Raw genomic sequence first — 19,621 nt, 5'->3', positions numbered from 1 at the left:
GGCCCGACCTAACCCTGAACCTCACCTTGAGACCGATCCGGCGAGTCGGGGGTCAAACTTGGACGTGCCTCGGGGGCCTCTCATAGCCTGAGCAACGCCGCGCCGCCCGGTCCCTTCCCCGCCCGTCCGAGGTCGTGCCCGGCCCCGCAGTCGAGTCCGTGCAGTCCAGTGGTGCCCAGAAGAAAGAGGCGGTTGCCTGATGTCGAACCCTTCGCAGAACTACCTCGCGATCATCAAGGTCGTGGGTGTGGGTGGTGGCGGCGTGAACGCCGTGAACCGCATGATCGAGGCCGGGTTGCGGGGGGTCGAGTTCATCGCGGTCAACACCGACGCGCAGGCGATGCTGATGAGTGATGCCGACGTGAAGGTCGACATCGGCCGCGAGCTGACCCGCGGCCTCGGTGCCGGGGCCGACCCCGACAAGGGTCGCCAGGCTGCCGAGGACAACGCCGAGGAGCTGGAGAACACCCTCAAGGGCGCTGACATGGTCTTCGTCACCGCTGGCGAGGGAGGCGGCACCGGGACCGGAGCGGCCCCCGTGGTGGCCCGCATCTCCCGCGCCCTCGGCGCGCTGACCATCGGCGTGGTCACCCGGCCCTTCGGCTTCGAGGGGCGCCGCCGGTCCAAGCAGGCCGAGGACGGCATCGCCCGGCTGCGTGAGGAGGTCGACACCCTCATCGTCATCCCCAACGACAAGCTGCTGCAGATGACCGACCACCAGGTCGCCATCCTGGACGCCTTCAAGCAGGCCGACCAGGTGCTGATGCAGGGTGTCTCGGGCATCACCGACCTGATCACCACGCCCGGTCTGATCAACCTCGACTTCGCCGACGTGAAGTCGGTCATGTCCAACGCCGGCTCGGCCCTGATGGGCATCGGGCAGGCCCGGGGCGAGGACCGCGCCCGGGTGGCCGCCGAGGCCGCGGTGTCGTCCCCGCTGCTCGAGGCCAGCATCGACGGCGCCCAGGGCGTCCTGCTCTCGATCGCCGGCGGCTCGGACCTGGGTCTGTTCGAGGTCTCCGCGGCCGCCAACCTGATCGAGGCGGCGGCCCACGACGACGCCAACATCATCTTCGGCACGGTGATCGACGACGCCCTGGGGGACGAGGTCAAGGTGACCGTGATCGCGGCCGGGTTCGCCGAGGGCGGTTCGCTGCCGCCGCGCCGTCAGCAGGGCGTGACCCGCAGCGCCGACGTGCGTCCCAGCCCGCAGGCCCCGGTGCACCGCCCGACGTCCCCGGCCAGCGCCCCGGCGCAGGCGCCCGCCGGACAGGGCGCCTTCCAGCCGGCGCAGGGCTCCCAGCCGCCCAGCCAGCCGGCCCCCAGCGCCCCGGCCCCGCAGCAGCGTCCCTCCTCGATCCCGCCGGCCGGCGAGGACGACCTGGACGTGCCCGACTTCCTCAAGTGAGTGCTCCGCACCACTGAGTCCCTCGGCCGGGTCCGGGTCGCCTTCACCGACCGGCACGGGGGAGTGACGACGGGCCCGCAGGGCAGCCTCGACCTCGGCCGCACCGACGCCGACCCGGCCAGCGCCCGGGAGAACTTCGACCGGGTGCGGCGCCGGCTCGGTCTGCGCCGGGTGGTGGCCATGCACCAGGTGCACGGGCCGGACGTCCACCTGGTCACCCCCGACGACGCGGCCGCCTGGCCCGAGCAGGGCCACCTGGGGGACTCCGTCCCCGGCCAGGCGCGGCTCCCGGTGGTCGACGCCCTGGTCGCCCCCGACCTGTCAGCGGTCGGGCCGGTCGCGCTCTGCGTCCGGGTCGCCGACTGCCTGCCGGTGCTCCTGGCCGACCCGGTGACCGGTGCGGTCGGGGCCGTGCACGCCGGCCGCGTCGGCCTGCTGGCCGGGGTGCTGCCCGCTGCGGCGGCCGCCCTACGCGCCCTGGGGGCCGGGGCGCTGACCGCCTGGATCGGCCCGCACGTCTGCGCCGCGTGCTACGAGGTCCCCGCCACGATGCAGGTGGAGGCCGTCGCCGCCCTGCCCGCGCTGGCGGCCGAGACCTCCTGGGGGACGCCCTCGCTCGACCTGGGCGCGGCCGCGGCGGCGCAGCTGACCGCCGAGGGCGTGGCGGTCCGCCGGGTCGGTGGCTGCACCCGCACCGACCCCGACCTGCACAGCCACCGCCGCGACGGCGCCCGCAGCGGGCGGCTCGCCGGTCTGGTCTGGGTCACCTGACCGTCCTCCCCGACGGCCCGGGCGCCCCGCGTGTCGGGCCGTCGCCTGCTCGGGGGGAGGCGGTGGTGGCGCTAGGCTCGACGACGCAGGAGTCGATCGGGAGAGGCAGGGCGATGGCAGGCCGGATGATGCGCGCAGCAGAGTGGTTGGGGTTCGTCTCGAACGACCGCTACGCCGACGACCGTTGGGACGAGGCCGACGACGAGCTCACCACCGACGTCCCCGCCGCGGCCCCGGAGAACCGGGAGCCCGCCAGGGTGACCGACCTCTCCACCCGGCTGCCCAGCCGCCCCGACGCCGTCGCCGCGACTGCCCTCACGACTCCTCCCGCCACGGCTCCCCGCGAGGCTGACATGACCCGGATCATCACCGTGCACCCGCGCACGTACAACGAGGCCCGCACCATCGGCGAGCACTTCCGCGACGGCGTGCCGGTCATCATGAACCTCTCCGAGATGGAGGACGTGGACGCCAAGCGTCTCGTCGACTTCGCGGCTGGCCTGATCTTTGGCCTCCGTGGCACCATCGAGAGAGTCACCAGCAAGGTGTTCCTGCTGTCCCCGCCCAACGTCAACGTGACGGCGGAGGACAAGGAACGCATCGTCGGCGGGTTCTACAACCAGAGCTGACGCCCACACCCCCGGTCGCCCGGGAGAGAGGTCGGCCGCCCCGTGGTCCTGCTCGGAATCGTCATCAGCTGGGTGCTGGGCATCTACTCGATCGTCCTGCTGGCCAGGTTGGTGCTGAGCTGGGTGCCCATGTTCAGCCCGCAGTGGGAGCCCCGCGGACCGGTGCTCGTGGTCGCCGAGCTGGTCTACACCCTGACCGATCCGCCGCTGCGCTTCCTGCGTCGGTTCATCCCCCCGCTGCGCGTGGGGCAGGTGGCTCTCGACCTCTCCTTCATCGTCCTCTGGCTCCTGGTGCTGCTGGCCACACAGCTCAACCGCGCCCTGCTGCTGTCCTACTGACGCGCCCGCAGACGGACCCGTCCGGAGGGCGCCCGGTGGAGTGCATCCACGGTCGCTGTTGGGTATGGTCGCCAGAGTCCGGGCCACGGCCCGCAGATCCACGTGCCAGTCCCCCACGGCACGCCATCGACCCCGAGGTGAGAGATGACCCTGACGCTGGACGAAGTCCGCAACACCAAGTTCCACATGGCGCGACGTGCCGGGTACGAGGTGACCGACGTCGATCTCTTCGTCGACCGCGTCGAGGCGTCCTTCGCGCAGCTCGTGGAGGAGAACCAGATGCTCAAGCGCCAGATCGAGGCGCTGAAGTCCTCCCAGGGCGACGCCCCCCTCTCCGACGAGGACGGGGCCGACGACACCGTCCGGCAGCAGCCCCCGGCCAAGCAGCAGGCCCCCGCCGCCGCGGCCCCGGCCCCTGAGGCCGCCGCCCCCGCCGAGGACGAGGACGAGGACGGCACCAGCGTCACCGTCGGCACCGGGCCCCAGCAGGTCGTGGTGCGCACGCCGGCCGACGCCAGCCCGTGGGCGGCCAAGATCGTCCAGAACGCCGCCGAGGACGCCGAGCGCTGGATGGCCGAGGCTGCGGCCGGGGCCAAGGAGACCGTGGAGAGCGCCCGCCGCGAGGCCCACGAGATCACCACCGACGCCCGCACCAAGGCCGAGCGCGTCGAGTCCGAGGCCCGCGTCAACGCCGAGCGCCTCCGCAACGAGGCCGCCGCGAAGGCGAGCGAGGTCGACCGCCAGGTCGAGGAGCGCCGCAGCACGCTGTTCACCCAGCTGGAGCAGCAGCGCGACGGCCTGCAGGCCGCGGTCCGCGAGCTGGCCGACTTCGAGGCCGAGTACCGCCGTTCCTTCACCACCCAGCTGGAGGAGCAGCTCAGCGCCCTCAAGAACGGCAGCAGCCGCCCGGCCAGCACCCCGGCGCTGCTGGAGGACGAGGGCGACGAGCAGACCCCGGCCGGCCGCCGCGGCCACGACCAGTCCAGCACCCCGCGGCTGGACGCGCTGATCCGCGACAACGGCTGACGCCGCCGGGCCACCGGCCCGGCACCCCCGCACGACCACGGGGCCCAGGGCCCCACTCCGGTGGGGCCCTGGGCTGCTCCGTGCCCACCGGCAGCCAGGCCCCAGGGGCGGGCACCTCCACCGCCGGGGGACCGTTCTCCCGCTCCGACCTCTGGGTTGCGGCTGTCGTGTACTCTCAGCCGGACCTCTCGTCACCTCGAGGGGTCGGGGACCCACTTCAGGAGGCGGCAGTGAGCTCTGCCAAGCAGGGTGCGGGCGCCGCACCCGAGGACACGTCGTGGCGCGAGACCGTCGACCCGGACGCCCTTCCCTTCCGTGAGGGCGAGGAGGCGTGGACCCGCGCCGACGTCGACGAGGTGATCGACGAGCTGTTCGCCGACATCACCAAGCAGCAGACCGCCATCGCGGTGGCCGAGCACGAGCTGGCCGACCTCCGCGACGGCACCGACGGGGCGGGCCGGGACCCGGCCGACGTCGGCTCCAACAACTTCGAGCGCGACCAGGAGATGTCCCTGGTGCACAGCGCCCGGGAGATGCTCGAGCAGAGCCAGTCGGCCCTGCGCGCCATCCGCACCGGGCACTACGGGGCCTGCGAGAACTGCGGCCAGGCCATCGGCAAGGGGCGTCTGCAGGTGTTCCCGCGGGCCAACCTGTGCGTCACCTGCAAGCAGCGCGAGGAGCGGCGCTGACCTCCACCCCGGCGGGGGACGTCGAGCCCTCGGCGGCACCGGTGCCGGCACGCGGCCGGGTCAGCGCTCGGACGGCCCGGCTGCTGCTCGGGGTCGTTCTGGTCGTCGGCTTCGCCGCCGACCAGCTCACCAAGCAGCTGGTGCTCGCCCGGCTGCAGCCCGACGAGCCGGTCCGGCTGCTGGGTGGGCTGCTGACGCTGCGGCTGATCTTCAACTCCGGCGCCGCCTTCGGGATGGGCCAGGACCTGACCATCGTGTTCAGCCTGCTCTCCCTGGTGGTGCTGGTGGGCGTGCTGGTGGTGCTGGCCCCGCGGGTGCGGCACCGGGGCTGGGCGCTGGCCCTGGGCCTGCTCTGCGCCGGGGTCTGCGGCAACCTGACCGACCGGCTGGTGCGGCCCCCGGCCGTGCTGCACGGGCACGTCGTCGACTTCCTGGTCCTGCCCTACTTCCCCGCCATCTTCAACGTGGCCGACGTCTGCGTCACCGCCGCCGCGGTGCTGATCGGCTGGATCTCGCTGTTCGGCCACGCCACCCTGGCCGGCGAGGTGCCGGTCGAGGAGGGGCGGTCGTGAACCGCGTGCTGCTGGTGCCCGACGGCCTGGACGGGCAGCGGGTCGACGCCGCGGCGGCCCGGATGCTCGGGCTCTCGCGGAGCCAGGTCGCGGACCTGATCGCCGAGGGCGCGGTGCTGCTCGAGGGCCGCTCGGTGAGCAAGTCCGACCAGGTGACCGGCGGGGCCATGTTGGAGGTGACCCTCCCCGACGCGCCGAGGTCGGTGACGGTGGTGCCGCAGACCGTGGCCGGGGTCCGCATCGTGCACGACGACGCCGACGTGGTGGTGGTGGACAAGCCGGTCGGGGTGGCCGCGCACCCCACCCAGGGCTGGGACGGCCCGTCGGTGGTGGAGCACCTGGCCGGGGCCGGTTTCGGCATCTCCACCTCCGGGGCGCCGGAGCGGCAGGGGATCGTGCAGCGTCTGGACGTCGGCACGTCCGGGCTGATGGTGGTGGCCAAGAGCGAGCACGCCTACACCGTGCTCAAGCGCGCGTTCCGGGAGCGGACGGTGGAGAAGGTCTACCACGCGCTGGTGCAGGGCCACCCCGACCCGTTCACCGGCACCATCGACGCCCCGATCGCCCGCCACCCCGGCCACGACTGGAAGATGGCGATCATCGACGGCGGCCGGCACTCGGTCACCCACTACGCGACCCTCGAGGCGCACGCGGCCGCGACGCTGCTCGAGATCCACCTCGAGACCGGCCGCACGCACCAGATCCGGGTGCACATGCAGGCCGTCCGGCACCCCTGCGTCGGCGACCCGCTCTACGGCGGCGACCCGGTGCTCGCCGCCCGGCTGGGGCTGGAGCGGCAGTGGCTGCACGCCACCCGGCTCGGGTTCTGGCACCCGGGCACGGGGGACTGGGCGACCTTCTCCTCCGACTACCCCGAGGACCTGCAGCAGGCCCTCGACCGGCTCCGCGCCGGCTGAGGCGAGCCCAGCGCCACATTGGTCTGGACCCACCAGCCGAAGTGGTCTGGTCGGGGTCCCGGCTGGTGGACCGCACCTCCGCCGGTGGCGTCGGGAGGCCGCCGGACCGATTAGGGTCGGGGCTGTGCGTAGAGCAAAGATCGTGTGCACGCTCGGGCCGGCGACGTCGTCCCCCGAGCGTCTGAAGGAGCTGGTCGAGGCCGGCATGGACGTCGCCCGGATGAACATGAGCCACGGCGACCACCCCGACCACGAGGAGCGGCTGACCAACGTCAGAGCCGCTGCCGCGGCGGCTGGTCGACCGGTGGGGGTGCTGGCGGACCTGCAGGGACCGAAGATCCGGCTGGGCCGCTTCGCCGAGGGCAAGGCCGACCTCGCCTACGGCGCCCGCTTCGTCATCACCACCGACGACGTGGCCGGCACCGCCGAGCGCTGCTCCACCACCTACAAGGGTCTGCCGGGCGACCTCACCCCCGGTGACCGGATCCTGATCGACGACGGCCGGCTGACCCTCCAGGCCGAGGAGGTGACCGCCACCGACGTGATCACCCGCGTCGTCGTCGGCGGCCCGGTGAGCAACAACAAGGGCATCAACCTCCCCGGTGTGGCGGTCAGCGTGCCCGCCATGAGCGAGAAGGACATCGACGACCTGCGCTGGGCCCTGCGCAACGGCTGCGACATGGTCGCGCTGTCCTTCGTCCGCTCGGCCAGCGACGCCGACGCCGTCCGGGCGATCATGGACGAGGAGGGTCGCCACGTCCCGATCATCGCCAAGATCGAGAAGCCGCAGGCGGTGGAGAACCTCGACGAGATCATCGACGCCTTCGACGCCTTCATGGTGGCCCGCGGCGACCTCGGCGTGGAGCTCCCGCTGGAGGAGGTGCCGCTGGTCCAGAAGCAGATCGTCAGCGCCGCCCGCCGCTGGGCCAAGCCGGTCATCGTGGCCACCCAGATGCTCGAGTCGATGATCTCCGCTCCCCGCCCGACCCGGGCCGAGGCCTCCGACGTGGCCAACGCGGTGCTCGACGGCGCCGACGCGGTGATGCTGTCCGGCGAGACCAGCGTCGGGCAGTACCCGATCGTCACCGTCCAGACCATGGCCCGGATCGTCGACAACACCGAGCAGCACGGTCTGCACCAGATCACCGCGATCGACTGGAACCCCCACAGCACCGGCGGCGTGATCGCCAAGGCCGCCGCCGAGGTGGCCGAGCGGATCGGCGCCAAGTACCTGGTGGCCTGCACCCAGTCCGGGGACTCCGCCCGCCGGCTGTCCCGGCTGCGCTCCTCGATCCCGGTGGTGGCCTTCACCCCCGAGGCCGAGACCCAGCAGTGGCTGACCCTCAGCTGGGGCATCCAGTCCTACAAGGTCGACACCGTGGCCAACACCGACGAGATGATCGTGCAGTGCGACGAGGAGCTGGAGCGTCTCGGCCTGGCCGAGAAGGGCGAGCTGGTGGTCATCGTGGCCGGCACCCCGATGGGCGCCTCCGGCACCACCAACATGGTCCGGGTCCGGCGCATCGGCGGCCCGCTCAAGTGAGCTGAGCCCTCCGCCCGCTGACACGACGACGGCCCGACCCCGGGAGGGGTCGGGCCGTCGTGCTGCGTACCGGGCAGGGGACTCGAACCCCTACGTCCTTCCGGACAGACGATTTTGAGTCGCCCGCGTCTACCGTTCCGCCAGCCCGGCCAGGGCGTCGACCATCGTAGCCACGCCCGCGGCGGCTGTCGCGCCAGCGGCGGCGGGGCGCGGAGCGGTACGGTGGCACCCGGTGGACCACCCGGGCACCAGCAGAGCAGGACGACAGCGAGGCAGCATGACTGAGAAGAGCACCGAGGCGCAGGTCGCGACGAAGCCCCGGGTCCTGGTGGCCGAGGACGAGGCGCTGATCCGGCTGGACCTCGTCGAGCTGCTCACCGAGGAGGGCTACGAGGTCGTCGGCGAGGCCGCCGACGGCGAGCAGGCCGTCGCGATGGCGCAGGAGCTCGTGCCCGACCTGGTCGTGATGGACGTGCAGATGCCCAAGATGGACGGCATCACCGCCGCCCAGGTCATCGCCGAGGAGCGCATCGCCCCCGTGGTGATGCTGACCGCCTTCAGCCAGCGCGAGCTGGTCGAGCGCGCCCGCCAGGCCGGCGCCATGGCCTACGTGGTCAAGCCGTTCGAGGCCTCCGACGTGGTCCCGGCCATCGAGATCGCCCTCGGCCGCTTCGCCGAGATCAAGGCCATCGAGGCCGAGGTCGCCGACCTGACCGAGCGGCTGGAGTCGCGCAAGGCCGTCGACCAGGCCAAGGGGCTGCTGCAGACCGGGCTCGGGCTGAGCGAGCCGGAGGCGTTCCGGTGGATCCAGAAGACCGCGATGGACCTGCGGAAGTCGATGCGGGAGGTGGCCGAGGGGGTCATCGAGCACGCGAAGACCAACAAGGCCTCCACCATCAAGCGGCCCACCCGCTGAGTCCTGCTCCCTCGGTCCTCCTCCGCGACGGCCCGCCCCGGTCCCGAGATGACCGCGGCGGGCCCTCGCGCGTCCCGGGGTGCCTCCCGCGTCCGCTGAGCCGACCGCAGCGGGGCACCCTCCTGCAGATCCTCGTGTTGCGGTCGTGTTGCGCCGGGAACCGTGCGGAACCAGGCGCATAACGAAGTGGCAACGAGCGTGTTCGGCGCCCACCACCGGAGGATCCCCGGGCGTAGTGTTCGGCTCGACTCGCGGAGCCGACGGCTCCAGGCCGGTCGACCATGACTTTTCAGGAGGAAGCGTGCGCAAGAACCGCATGATCATCGCAGGGGCCACCCTGCTCGCGGCCACGATGGCGATGTCGGCCTGTGGTACCCGTGCTGAGGAAGGCGGCGGCGGCGGAGGCGGCGGCGAGGGTGGCGGTGGCGCCGAGACCAAGACCGCCGTCATCGGTGTCGTGGCACCCCTCAGCGGTCCGCTCGCCCCCCTGGGTCTGGGCATCCAGCACTCCGTCGAGCTCGCGGTCCAGCAGGCCAACGAGTCCGGGGCCATCCCGGGCTGGGAGCTCGAGGTCCAGGCCGAGGACGACCAGGGTCAGCCCGACCCCGGGCGCAACGCGGCGACCTCGCTGTCGTCGGACTCCGACGTGGTGGGCATGGTCGGCCCGCTGAACTCCTCGGTCGGGCAGGCCATCCAGCCCGTCTTCGACGCCGCCAGCATCGTGCAGGTCTCGCCGGCCAACACCAGCCCGGCGCTGACCCGCGGCGCGGAGTTCGACACCGCCCCGGAGCGTCCGTACGAGACCTACTTCCGCACCTGCACCACCGACGCGGTCCAGGGCCCCTTCGCGGCCCAGTACCTGTACGAGACCGCCGGCATCACCAAGGTCGCCACCATCCACGACAAGAAGGCCTACGGCCAGGGTCTGGTCGAGGCCTTCGCCGCCGAGTTCGAGAGCCTGGGTGGTGAGGTCGTCGCCGCCGAGACCATCAACCCCGACGACACCAACTTCTCCGCCGTGATCAGCGCCGTCTCCAGCGGCGAGCCGGACGCGGTCTACTACGGCGGTGAGTACCCGCAGTCCGGCCCGCTCTCCCAGCAGATGAAGGCGGCCGGTCTCGACGTGCCGCTGATGGGTGGGGACGGCATGTACGACCCCACCTACGTCGAGCTCGCCGGTGACGGGTCCGAGGGTGACCTCGCGACCTCCGTCGGTGCCCCGACCGAGGACCTGGAGTCGGCGCAGGAGTTCGTCGCCGCCTACGAGGCCGCCAACTTCGCCGACCCCTACGCCGCCTACGGTCCCTACGCCTACGACGCGGCGCAGGCCGTGATCGAGGCCCTCAAGGTGTCCCTGCCCGAGGCCGAGACCGCCGAGGACGCCCGTCAGGCCACCGTCGACGCCATGGCCAGCGTGTCCTTCTCCGGCGCCAGCGGTGAGGTCGCCTTCGACGAGTTCGGTGACGCCACCACGCGCGTGCTGACGGTCTACGAGGTCACCGACGGCGCCTGGGCGCCCCTGGTGACCGACGAGTTCCAGGGATGATCTCCTACCGCTAGCCATCCGTGGGCGGGGGCGGGCTGCGGCCCGCCCCCGCCACTGCGTCAGGAGTGAGTTCGTTGGATCCCGTCTACTTCGCCCAGCAGCTCCTCAACGGGCTGACCCTGGGTGCGCTGTTCGCGCTCATCGCGGTGGGGTACACCGTCGTCTACGGCATCATCCAGCTGATCAACTTCGCCCACGGCGAGATCTTCATGGTCGGCGCCTTCGGGGCGCTGACCACCTGGATCGTCATCGGGCGTGCGGAGATCACCGCCTGGTGGATGCTGCCGGTGATGATCGTCGGCGCCATGCTGGTGGCCGTCCTGGTGGCGCTGCTGATGGAGCGGCTGGCCTACCGGCCGCTGCGCAACGCCCCCCGGCTGGCCCCCCTGATCACCGCCATCGGCATCTCGGTGATGCTCCAGGAGATCGTCCGCCTGATGTGGGGCAAGATCCCCTTCACCGACATCCGTCTCGGGCCGGACTGGCCCGACGCGAAGGCCCTGGTCCGCTTCCCCGAGATCCAGGGGGTGTCCGGCCCCGCCCTGCAGCTCGGGCCGGTGGTGCTGCAGCGGGCGACGCTGTTCACCCTGGTGGCGCTGGTGGTGTGCTGGGTCTTCCTGTGGATCTTCGTGAACAGGACGAGGATCGGTCGTGCCATGCAGGCCACCTCGCAGGACCCTGACACCGCCCGGCTGATGGGCATCAACGTCGACCGCATCATCATGATCGCGTTCGCCCTCGGAGCGGCCCTGGCCGCGGTGGCCGGCATCGCCCACGGTCTGCTGTACACCAACATCGACTTCCGGATGGGCTTCCTGGCCGGGCTCAAGGCCTTCACGGCCGCGGTCCTGGGTGGCATCGGCAACATCAACGGCGCCGTCGTCGGCGGGCTGCTGCTGGGCGTGGTCGAGGTGATGGCCACCGCCTACATCCCGGGCACCTTCGGTGGTTCGGCCTGGAAGGACGTGTGGGCCTTCGCCCTGCTCATCCTGGTGCTGGTCTTCCGGCCCCAGGGCCTCCTCGGAGCCAAGGTGGTGGACCGCGCATGAGGATCCCGACTGTCTTCACCCCCGAGCTGCAGCAGCGGCACGGGCGCACGGGGTGGCTCGTCGCCCTGGTCGGCGCCGTGCTGCTCGTCGGCAGCCCGTACCTGCCCTGGGCCTACGGCTCGGACGCCCTGGACGACATGACCTACCTCGGTGGGCCGTCGCCGACGCAGTTCCTCGGGCTCGGTCTGGGTGCGCTGCTGCTGGTCTGCCTGCTCGGGGTCCGCTTCTCCGGCCGGCTCCTGACCGGGCGCCGCTCGCGGTGGTTCGCCTTCGCCGGCGGGGCCAAGGCGGCCGCGGTCGGCGCCGCGGTCTACGTCGCCGTGGTGCTGCTGGCCGTCACCCTCGAGCTCGGTGGACTGATCAACGTCGAGTACGGCGGTTGGGTGGCCCTCGTCGGTGCCGTCGTGGCCCTGGTGGGCACCCGGCTGCTGCCGCCCGCGCCCGCCCCCACCGTGGCCCGCGTCAGCTCCCCGGCGTGGCTGGTCATCGTCACCATCGCCGTGGTCATGCTGGTGCTCCTGCTCACGGTGGCCTACGCCCTGGACCAGGACGACCCCGGCATCTTCGTGGCGCTGCTGGTCTTCCTGGTCACCGTGGTGGTGATCCTGCTGCGGGTGGGTCTGGGGCCGTGGTTCTCCGCGCAGACCCGGCGCTACCGCGCGGTGCTGGTGATGGCGGCGTTCGTGGCCGCCTTCGCGTTCCCGTTCACCCAGGACGGGTCCGAGGCCAACATGTCCATCGCCACCCAGGTGCTGATCTTCGCGGCCACCGCGCTGGGGCTGAACATCGTGGTCGGTCTGGCGGGGTTGCTCGACCTCGGCTACATCGCCTTCCTCGGCGCGGGCGCGTTCGTGGCCGCCATCCTGTCGGGGTCGGCCTTCAGCGCGGTCGGCTGGAACCCGCCCTTCATCGTCACGGTGCTGATCAGCGGTCTGGTGGCCTCGCTGCTGGGCCTGATCATCGGCTCGCCGACGTTGCGGGTGTCGGGTGACTACCTGGCCATCGTGACGCTGGCCTTCGGTGAGATCTTCCGGCTGGTGATGATCAACCTGGACGGCTCGGACGGCCCGGACCTGACCAACGGGTCCAACGGCATCCCGGGGGTGCCCGACCTCAACTTCTTCGGGTACGACTTCGGGGAGTCCCACGTCATCCTCGGCATCGAGATCGGGCGCTTCGCGAACTACTACTTCCTGCTGCTGCTGGTCATCGCGCTGATCATGGTGGTCTTCAACAACCTCAACCGCAGCCGGATCGGCCGTGGCTGGGTGGCCATCCGCGAGGACGAGAAGGCGGCCGAGGCGATGGGGGTGAACGTCTTCGGGCTGAAGCTCTTCGCCTTCGCCGGCGGCGCGTTCCTGGCCGGGGTCGCCGGCGCGGTGCGGGCCCACCACGACATCAGCGTGACGCCGGACCAGTACATCTTCCTGGAGTCGGCCTTCCTGCTGGCGGCCGTGGTGCTGGGCGGCATGGGCACCATCGTCGGCGTGCTGCTCGGCGCGGTGCTGCTGCGGCTGATGCCGGAGAAGCTGCGCTTCGTCGACGAGTACCGGCTGCTCATCTTCGGTGCCCTGCTGGTGCTGATGATGCGCTTCCGCCCCGAGGGTCTGGTGGCCAGCCGGCAGCGCCAGCTGGAGTTCCACGAGGACGACGAGGAGCTGGCCGACAAGATCGACCCGACCGTCCCCACGACCGAGGGAGCACGATGACCACCGCCGCCCACGCCATGGCCCCCGAGCCCGAGGCCACCTTCGACACCGTCCCCAGGGGCGAGCTGCTGCTGCAGGCCGCCGGGGTCACCATGCGCTTCGGCGGGCTGGTGGCGGTCAACTCGGTCGACATGGCCGTCCACGGCGGGGAGATCGTCGGTCTGATCGGCCCGAACGGAGCCGGCAAGACCACCTTCTTCAACTGCCTCACCGGGCTCTACAAGCCCTCCGCCGGTCAGGTCTCCTTCGCCGGCCGCGCCCTGCCGCCGCGGCCGCGCAAGGTCGTCCAGGCCGGGATGGCCCGCACCTTCCAGAACATCCGGCTGTTCCAGAACATGAGCGCCCTGGAGAACGTGATGGTGGGGCGCTACTGCCGCACCTCGTCCGGGCCGTTCACCTCGATCATTCGGGGGCCGAAGTTCCGGCGCGAGGAGGCCGAGACCCGCGACCGGGCGCAGGAGCTGCTGGAGTTCGTCGGCATGCCCGACGTGGGGGAGACCCTGGCCCGGAACCTGCCCTACGGCGACCAGCGCCGGCTGGAGATCGCCCGGGCCCTGGCCACCGACCCCAAGCTGCTGCTGCTGGACGAGCCGACCGCGGGGATGAACCCCCAGGAGACCCGCCAGGCCGAGGAGCTGATCTTCCGGATCCGCGACTCCGGGCTGGCCGTGGTGGTGATCGAGCACGACATGCGCTTCATCTTCAACCTGTGCGACCGGGTGCTGTGCCTGGTGCGGGGCGAGGTGCTGGTGGAGGGTACCCCCGAGGTCGTCCAGTCCGACCCGCGGGTGATCGAGGCCTACATCGGCAGCGCCGACGACACGGTCCTGGACGACACCGCGTCCGAGCCGACCCCGGAGGAGGAGCCCCGTGCTTGAGGTGAAGGACCTGGTGGTCTCCTACGGCCGCGTCCGGGCGGTGAAGGGCATCAGCTTCTCGGTGCCCCAGGGGTCGGTGGTGTCCCTGCTGGGCACCAACGGCGCCGGCAAGACCACGACGCTGCGCACCGTCTCCGGGCTGCACCCGCCGGAGTCCGGCGAGATCTGGTTCGACGGCCAGCGGATCGACGCCGTGCCGGCGCACAAGGTGGTGCAGATGGGGCTGGCGCACTCCCCGGAGGGGCGTCGGATCTTCCCCCGGCTCACCGTCCAGGACAACCTGATGCTCGGCGCCTTCGCGCGCCGGGACCGCGGCGGCACCGGCAAGGACCTGCAGCGCGCCTTCGAGCTGTTCCCGATCCTGGCCGAGCGACGGCACCAGCCGGCCGGCACCTTCTCCGGTGGTGAGCAGCAGATGCTGGCCATCGGCCGGGCGCTGATGAGCCGGCCCCGGATGCTGATGCTGGACGAGCCCTCGATGGGTCTCAGCCCGCTGATGATGAAGCGGATCATGAGCACCATCGCCGAGCTGAAGTCCGAGGGCGTCACCATCCTGCTGGTGGAGCAGAACGCCCACGCCGCGCTGACGCTGGCCGACCACGGCTACGTGCTCGAGGTCGGCTTGATCGCCTTCGACGACACCGGGGCGAACCTGCTCACCGACGACCGGGTCCGCCGGGCCTACCTCGGCGAGGACTGAGCGCCCCGCGCCGCCTCAGCTCGCCGGGCGGACCAGCTGGCAGGTGAGGCGGGCGGTGCAGAGCCGCTCGCCGGCGTCATCGGTGAGCACCACCTCGTGCATGGTCACGCTGCGCCCCAGCCGGAGCGCGGTGGCGGTGCCGGTGACGAAGCCCTCCCGGGCCGCCCGGTGGTGGGTGGCGTTGACGTCCACCCCGACCGCGACCTTCTCCAGGGTGCGGGCGTGGGCGTGGGCGGCCATCGAGCCGAGGGTCTCCACCAGCACGCAGGAGGCGCCGCCGTGCCACAGCCCGAAGGGCTGGGTGTTGCCGGCCACCGGCATCCGCCCCACCGCCCGCTCCGCGCTCAGCTCCAGCAGCTCCAGGCCCATCTTCGCGTCCAGCGCGCTGACCATGCCGTCCATCCAGCCGGGCAGCAGGGACCCGGGCTCCACGTCGCTCATGGCCCCACTGTGGCAGAGCCGCGCCCGGCCGCAGCGAACTGTCAGCGGCACGCAGTAGGGTCACCGACGTGGTGACCACAGCAGCGAAGACGCCCGCCGAGACCGCCGCCGAGCGCCCCCGGCTGCTCCTGATCGACGGTCACTCGGTGGCCTACCGGGCCTTCTTCGCCCTCCCGGTGGAGAACTTCTCCACCGTCACCGGGCAGCACACCAACGGCGTCTTCGGCTTCACCTCGATGCTGATCAACGTGCTCCGCGACGAGCGCCCCACCCACATCGCGGTGGCCTTCGACGTCTCCCGCACCACCTTCCGCACCGAGGTCTTCCCCGAGTACAAGGGCAACCGGACGACCTCCCCGAGCGAGTTCAAGGGCCAGGTCGGTCTGGTCAAGGAGGTGCTGGACGCGCTCAACATCGTCCACGTCGAGCTCGAGGGGTGGGAGGCCGACGACATCATCGCGACCCTGGCCACCCAGGCCCAGGCCGCCGACATGGACGTGCTGATCTGCTCCGGCGACCGCGACGCGATGCAGCTGGTGAGCGACCGGGTGACGCTGCTCTACCCGCGCAAGGGCGTCTCCGACCTGGCTCGGATGACGCCGGAGGCGGTGCAGGAGAAGTACCTGGTCACCCCGGCCCGCTACCCCGAGCTGGCCGCCCTGGTGGGGGAGACCAGCGACAACCTGCCGGGGGTGCCCGGGGTCGGGCCCAAGACCGCGGCGAAGTGGCTGACCCTCTACGACGGCCTGGAGAACGTCCTCGACCGCGCCCACGAGATCAAGGGCAAGGTGGGGGAGTCCCTGCGCGACCACCTGACGGGGGTCCGGGTGAACCGGCAGGTCAACGCGCTGGTCCGCGACCTCGAGCTGCCGGTCGCCCTCGACGACCTGGTCCGCCGCGAGTGGGACCGCGAGGCCACCCACCAGCTTTTCGACAGCCTCGAGTTCCGGGTGCTGCGCGACCGCCTGCTGGAGACCTTCCCGCAGGAGGAGCCGCAGCCCGAGGGCGGGTTCGAGGTGGTCGGTGAGGTGCTGCAGCCGGGCGAGGTGGCCGGCTGGCTGGCCGAGCACGCCGCCGGGGTGCGCTGCGGTCTGGACGTGATCGGCCACTGGGGCTCCGGTGCGGGCGACGTGGCCGGACTCGCCGTGGCCTCCGTGGCCGGTGCCGCCGCCTGGGTGGACGCCTCCGCGCTGTCGCCCGAGGACGAGGAGGCGCTGGCCGGCTGGCTGGCCGACCCCGAGCAGAAGAAGACCCTGCACGACGCCAAGGGCCCGCTGCTGGCCCTGTGGTCCCGAGGCTGGGAGCTGGGCGGGCTCGAGTCCGACACCCAGCTCGCGGCCTACCTGCTCCGCCCCGACCAGCGCACCTTCGACCTGGCCGACCTCTGCGTGCGCCACCTCAAGCGTGAGCTCCGGGTCGACGCCGCCCCGGCCGACAGCGCCCAGGACGCCCTGGACTTCGCCGACCCCGAGCTCGGCGACGACGACTCCGGCACCGACGTCGCCGCCAGCGCCTCGATGGTGCGGGCGCGCGCGGTGATCGACCTGGCCGAGGTGCTCGACGCGGAGCTGGACAAGCGCGCCTCCCTCGGGCTGCTGCGCGACCTCGAGCTCCCGCTGCTGCGCACCCTCGGCCAGATGGAGCGCACCGGCATCGCGGTCGACGTCGACTACCTGACCGAGCTGGAGTCCGAGTTCGACACCAGCGTGCGCGCCGCCCAGCAGGCGGCCTACGACGTCCTCGGCAAGGAGATCAACCTCGGCTCGCCCAAGCAGCTCCAGGTGGTCCTCTTCGAGGAGCTGGGGATGCCCAAGACCCGGCGCACCCGGACGGGCTGGACGACCGACGCCGACGCCCTCCAAGGTCTCCACGCCCGCACCGAGCACCCGTTCCTGGCGCACCTGCTGGCCCACCGCGACGCGATCCGGCTCCGCCAGACGGTCGAGGGGCTGCTCAAGTCGGTGGCCGACGACGCCCGGATCCACACCACCTACCTGCAGACCATCGCCGCCACCGGCCGCCTCTCCAGCACCGACCCCAACCTGCAGAACATCCCGATCCGGACCGAGGAGGGCCGCCGCATCCGCCGCGCCTTCGTGGTGGGTGCGGGCCACGAGTCGCTGCTCACCGCCGACTACTCCCAGATCGAGATGCGGATCATGGCCCACGTCTCGGCCGACGAGGGGCTGATCGAGGCCTTCCGCAGCGGGGAGGACTTCCACACCGTGACGGCCTCGCGGGTCTTCGCGGTCGCGCCGGAGGAGGTCGGCCCGGAGCAGCGGGCCAAGATCAAGGCGATGAACTACGGCCTGGCCTACGGCCTCAGCGCCTTCGGCCTCAGCCAGCAGCTGGGCATCGACACCGCCGAGGCCAAGGGGCTGATGGAGGAGTACTTCGAGCGCTTCGGCGGCGTCCGCGACTACCTCCAGGGGGTCGTGGCCCAGGCCCGGCGCACCGAGTACACCGAGACGCTGCTGGGCCGGCGCCGCTACCTCCCCGACCTGATGAGCTCCAACCGCCAGCGCCGCGAGATGGCCGAGCGGATGGCCCTCAACGCCCCCATCCAGGGATCGGCCGCCGACATCATCAAGGTGGCCATGCTGAACGTCGAGCGGGCCCTGGTGGCCGAGGGGCTGCGCAGCCGGATGCTGCTCCAGGTGCACGACGAGCTGGTGCTCGAGGTGGCACCGGGTGAGCGGGAGCAGCTCGAGGAGCTGGTCCGCACCCAGATGGGCCGAGCCATGCAGCTGGACGTGCCGCTGGACGTCTCGGTGGGGGTCGGGCGCTCCTGGTTCGAGGCGGCGCACTGACCCGCTTGCCGGTCCCGGCCCCGAGGGATAGGCTTGCCTACCGCTGCTTCCTGCGTGCCCTCGTACCGAGTAGGGTCCGCACTCCGGGTCGGGTCCCGGTCCCTGCTGAGACCGTCCCGCCGGTGTAACCGGTCGCGGCGCACCGTCCACGCAGTCCCAATCGGAGCCCTACTACATGACGTCCTCCCTCGAGGCAGCCCCACAGGTCGCAGTCGACGACTTCGGGTCCCCGGAAGCTTTTCTGGCGGCCATCGACGCCACCATCAAGTACTTCAACGACGGTGACATCGTCACCGGAACCGTCGTCAAGGTCGATCGTGACGAGGTCCTCCTCGACATCGGCTACAAGACCGAGGGGGTGATTCCCTCCAAGGAGCTCTCCATCAAGCACGACGTCGACCCGTTCGACGTGGTCAGCGTGGGTGATGAGATCGAGGCCCTGGTCCAGCAGAAGGAGGACAAGGAGGGTCGTCTGATCCTGTCCAAGAAGCGGGCTCAGTACGAGCGCGCCTGGGGCACGATCGAGAAGATCAAGGAGGAGGACGGCGTGGTCACCGGCCACGTCATCGAGGTGGTCAAGGGTGGTCTGATCATCGACATCGGCCTGCGCGGGTTCCTCCCCGCCTCGCTGGTGGAGATGCGTCGCGTCCGCGACCTCCAGCCCTACGTGGGTCAGGAGCTCGAGGCGAAGATCATCGAGCTCGACAAGAACCGCAACAACGTGGTCCTGTCGCGTCGTGCGTGGCTGGAGCAGACCCAGTCCGAGGTCCGCCAGAACTTCCTCACCCAGCTCCAGAAGGGCCAGATCCGCAAGGGTGTCGTGTCCTCCATCGTCAACTTCGGTGCCTTCGTGGACCTGGGTGGCGTCGACGGCCTGGTGCACGTCTCCGAGCTGTCCTGGAAGCACATCGACCACCCGTCCGAGGTCGTCGAGGTCGGTACCGAGGTCACCGTCGAGGTGCTCGACGTCGACCTGGACCGCGAGCGCGTCTCCCTGTCGCTGAAGGCGACCCAGGAGGACCCGTGGCAGGCCTTCGCCCGCCTGCACCAGATCGGGCAGATCGTGCCCGGCAAGGTCACCAAGCTGGTCCCCTTCGGTGCGTTCGTGCGCGTCGAGGAGGGCATCGAGGGACTGGTGCACGTCTCGGAGCTGGCCGAGCGCCACGTCGAGATCCCCGAGCAGGTAGTCACGGTCAACGACGAGGTCATGGTCAAGATCATCGACATCGACCTCGAGCGTCGCCGCATCTCGCTGTCGCTCAAGCAGGCCAACGAGGGGCTGGACGTCGCCGCCGAGGACTTCGACCCGACCCTCTACGGCATGGCCGCGTCCTACGACGACCAGGGCAACTACCTCTACCCCGAGGGCTTCGACCCGGAGACCCAGGAGTGGAAGGAAGGCTACGACGAGCAGCGGAACGCCTGGGAGCAGCAGTACGCCGAGGCGCACTCCCGCTGGGAGGCCCACAAGCGTCAGGTGGAGGAGGCGGAGAACGCCGACCAGACCGCCGCCACGGCGCCTGCGGCTTCCTACTCCTCCGCAGCACCGGTCGCCAGCACGGAGACCCCGGACGAGGTCGGTTCGCTGGCCTCCGACGAGGCCCTGCAGGCCCTGCGCGAGAAGCTCACGGGCGGCGGCAGCTGACCCAGGTCGCTGTCTGACCCGGCCCGAGGGCCC

The 19,621-nt window shown here is 71.4% G+C and carries 18 protein-coding genes and 1 tRNA gene; 17 read left to right on the top strand and 2 right to left on the bottom strand.

All coding sequences use genetic code 11. From position 1 onward, the window contains the following. Positions 1-199 precede the first annotated feature (199 nt). The 9 genes from ftsZ (at position 200) to pyk (ending at position 7,894) form a co-directional block, all read left to right on the top strand. Positions 200-1,408, top strand: coding sequence for a cell division protein FtsZ (gene ftsZ, locus BLT52_RS18095; protein ID WP_090595474.1), 1,209 nt, complete (start codon positions 200-202; stop codon positions 1,406-1,408). Further along, positions 1,409-2,179, top strand: a complete 771-nt coding sequence (locus BLT52_RS18090) for a laccase domain-containing protein (RefSeq protein ID WP_090595472.1) — start codon at positions 1,409-1,411, stop codon at positions 2,177-2,179. It begins immediately after the preceding gene. Between the two features lie 113 nt (positions 2,180-2,292). Beyond that, positions 2,293-2,808, top strand: a complete 516-nt coding sequence (locus BLT52_RS18085; RefSeq protein ID WP_090595470.1) for a cell division protein SepF — start codon at positions 2,293-2,295, stop codon at positions 2,806-2,808. A gap of 42 nt (positions 2,809-2,850) precedes the next feature. Beyond that, complete coding sequence (locus tag BLT52_RS18080; RefSeq protein ID WP_197679100.1) at positions 2,851-3,147, top strand: YggT family protein; 297 nt, start codon at positions 2,851-2,853, stop codon at positions 3,145-3,147. A 144-nt stretch (positions 3,148-3,291) separates the two neighbouring features. Further along, a complete protein-coding gene (locus BLT52_RS18075) occupies positions 3,292-4,173 on the top strand; it encodes a DivIVA domain-containing protein (RefSeq protein WP_090595469.1) in 882 nt (293 codons plus the stop codon). A 230-nt stretch (positions 4,174-4,403) separates the two neighbouring features. Beyond that, positions 4,404-4,862, top strand: coding sequence for a TraR/DksA family transcriptional regulator (locus BLT52_RS18070; RefSeq protein ID WP_090595467.1), 459 nt, complete (start codon positions 4,404-4,406; stop codon positions 4,860-4,862). A 41-nt stretch (positions 4,863-4,903) separates the two neighbouring features. Beyond that, the gene (gene lspA, locus BLT52_RS18065; protein WP_231946381.1) at positions 4,904-5,434 is read left to right on the top strand and encodes a signal peptidase II; all 531 of its coding nucleotides are present in this window, start codon (positions 4,904-4,906) and stop codon (positions 5,432-5,434) included. Beyond that, a complete protein-coding gene (locus BLT52_RS18060) occupies positions 5,431-6,351 on the top strand; it encodes an RluA family pseudouridine synthase (protein ID WP_090595466.1) in 921 nt (306 codons plus the stop codon). The genes lspA and BLT52_RS18060 overlap by 4 nt, the downstream gene beginning before the upstream one ends. Positions 6,352-6,475: 124 nt before the next feature. Beyond that, positions 6,476-7,894, top strand: coding sequence for a pyruvate kinase (pyk, locus tag BLT52_RS18055; RefSeq protein ID WP_090595464.1), 1,419 nt, complete (start codon positions 6,476-6,478; stop codon positions 7,892-7,894). A gap of 67 nt (positions 7,895-7,961) precedes the next feature. Here the strand turns inward: pyk and BLT52_RS18050 are convergent. Beyond that, positions 7,962-8,044 (bottom strand) — tRNA-Leu (locus BLT52_RS18050). 127 nt (positions 8,045-8,171) lie between these two features. On the opposite strand from BLT52_RS18050, the gene BLT52_RS18045 reads away from it, so the two are divergent. The 6 genes from BLT52_RS18045 (at position 8,172) to BLT52_RS18020 (ending at position 14,692) form a co-directional block, all read left to right on the top strand. Further along, complete coding sequence (locus BLT52_RS18045; protein WP_090595463.1) at positions 8,172-8,810, top strand: ANTAR domain-containing response regulator; 639 nt, start codon at positions 8,172-8,174, stop codon at positions 8,808-8,810. 301 nt (positions 8,811-9,111) lie between these two features. After that, positions 9,112-10,356 (top strand): branched-chain amino acid ABC transporter substrate-binding protein, encoded by a 1,245-nt coding sequence (locus BLT52_RS18040; protein ID WP_197679099.1) that lies wholly within the window; start codon positions 9,112-9,114, stop codon positions 10,354-10,356. A gap of 74 nt (positions 10,357-10,430) precedes the next feature. Further along, positions 10,431-11,405: a branched-chain amino acid ABC transporter permease gene (locus BLT52_RS18035; protein ID WP_090595461.1), complete on the top strand. Its 975-nt coding sequence runs from the start codon at positions 10,431-10,433 to the stop codon at positions 11,403-11,405. Beyond that, entirely contained in the window at positions 11,402-13,114 is a 1,713-nt protein-coding gene (locus tag BLT52_RS18030) for a branched-chain amino acid ABC transporter permease (RefSeq protein WP_090595460.1), read from the top strand. The genes BLT52_RS18035 and BLT52_RS18030 overlap by 4 nt, the downstream gene beginning before the upstream one ends. Further along, positions 13,111-13,992 (top strand): ABC transporter ATP-binding protein, encoded by an 882-nt coding sequence (locus BLT52_RS18025; protein WP_269457571.1) that lies wholly within the window; start codon positions 13,111-13,113, stop codon positions 13,990-13,992. The genes BLT52_RS18030 and BLT52_RS18025 overlap by 4 nt, the downstream gene beginning before the upstream one ends. Beyond that, a complete protein-coding gene (locus tag BLT52_RS18020) occupies positions 13,985-14,692 on the top strand; it encodes an ABC transporter ATP-binding protein (protein WP_090595458.1) in 708 nt (235 codons plus the stop codon). Before BLT52_RS18025 ends, BLT52_RS18020 begins: the two co-directional genes overlap by 8 nt. 15 nt (positions 14,693-14,707) lie before the next feature. On the opposite strand, the gene BLT52_RS18015 is transcribed toward BLT52_RS18020, so the two are convergent. Further along, complete coding sequence (locus tag BLT52_RS18015; RefSeq protein WP_090595457.1) at positions 14,708-15,133, bottom strand: PaaI family thioesterase; 426 nt, start codon at positions 15,131-15,133, stop codon at positions 14,708-14,710. A gap of 71 nt (positions 15,134-15,204) precedes the next feature. Here BLT52_RS18015 and polA point away from each other — a divergent pair, with 71 nt between their 5' ends. Together polA and rpsA are read left to right on the top strand one after the other, a co-directional pair. Further along, positions 15,205-17,943, top strand: coding sequence for a DNA polymerase I (polA, locus tag BLT52_RS18010; protein ID WP_407922634.1), 2,739 nt, complete (start codon positions 15,205-15,207; stop codon positions 17,941-17,943). Between the two features lie 175 nt (positions 17,944-18,118). Then, positions 18,119-19,588 (top strand): 30S ribosomal protein S1, encoded by a 1,470-nt coding sequence (gene rpsA, locus BLT52_RS18005; protein WP_090595453.1) that lies wholly within the window; start codon positions 18,119-18,121, stop codon positions 19,586-19,588. Positions 19,589-19,621: the final 33 nt, after the last annotated feature.

Origin of the sequence: Auraticoccus monumenti (assembly GCF_900101785.1) — a bacterium.
GTDB lineage: Bacteria > Actinomycetota > Actinomycetes > Propionibacteriales > Propionibacteriaceae > Auraticoccus > Auraticoccus monumenti.
The sequence above is the reverse complement of the archived record's forward strand: the minus strand, read 5'-3'. Positions and strand labels throughout refer to the sequence as shown.